The sequence below is a fragment of the Pseudomonas sp. P20 genome, from assembly GCF_016463925.1.
Classification (GTDB): Bacteria; Pseudomonadota; Gammaproteobacteria; order Pseudomonadales; family Pseudomonadaceae; genus Pseudomonas; species Pseudomonas aeruginosa.
Window position 1 is genome coordinate 1 of the sequence record NZ_JAEMVM010000107.1, and the last position, 300, is coordinate 300.

Here is a 300-nt window from a genome sequence, read left to right on the forward strand (position 1 = left end):
TGCACCCGCCCAAGCTCGGCCAGGAGATCGCCACCACGGGCGACGGCCGCGATATTACCCGTCCATTCCTCTCCGGCCTGCAGCAACCGAGCGACTACATCCTGCAGCGCCGGGGCGGCAACGACCTGCGCATCTACGAGGAAGTGCTGCGCGACGCCCAGGTCAAGGCGACCTGGGGCCAGCGGCAGCTGGCCGTCGTCAGCAAGGAATGGCAGGTCGATGCCGGCGGCGACCGCCGGATCGACAAGGCCGCAGCTGAGCACCTGAAGCAGCAGCTGCAGAACGTTGGCTGGGACCGGA

Annotated in this window: 1 protein-coding gene; it reads left to right on the plus strand. The window is 68.3% G+C overall.

Annotated elements, in window-relative coordinates:
- Nucleotides 1–300, plus strand: a 300-nt coding sequence (locus tag JHD77_RS33365) for a phage portal protein family protein (RefSeq protein WP_426772614.1), incomplete at both ends; no start/stop codon positions are given.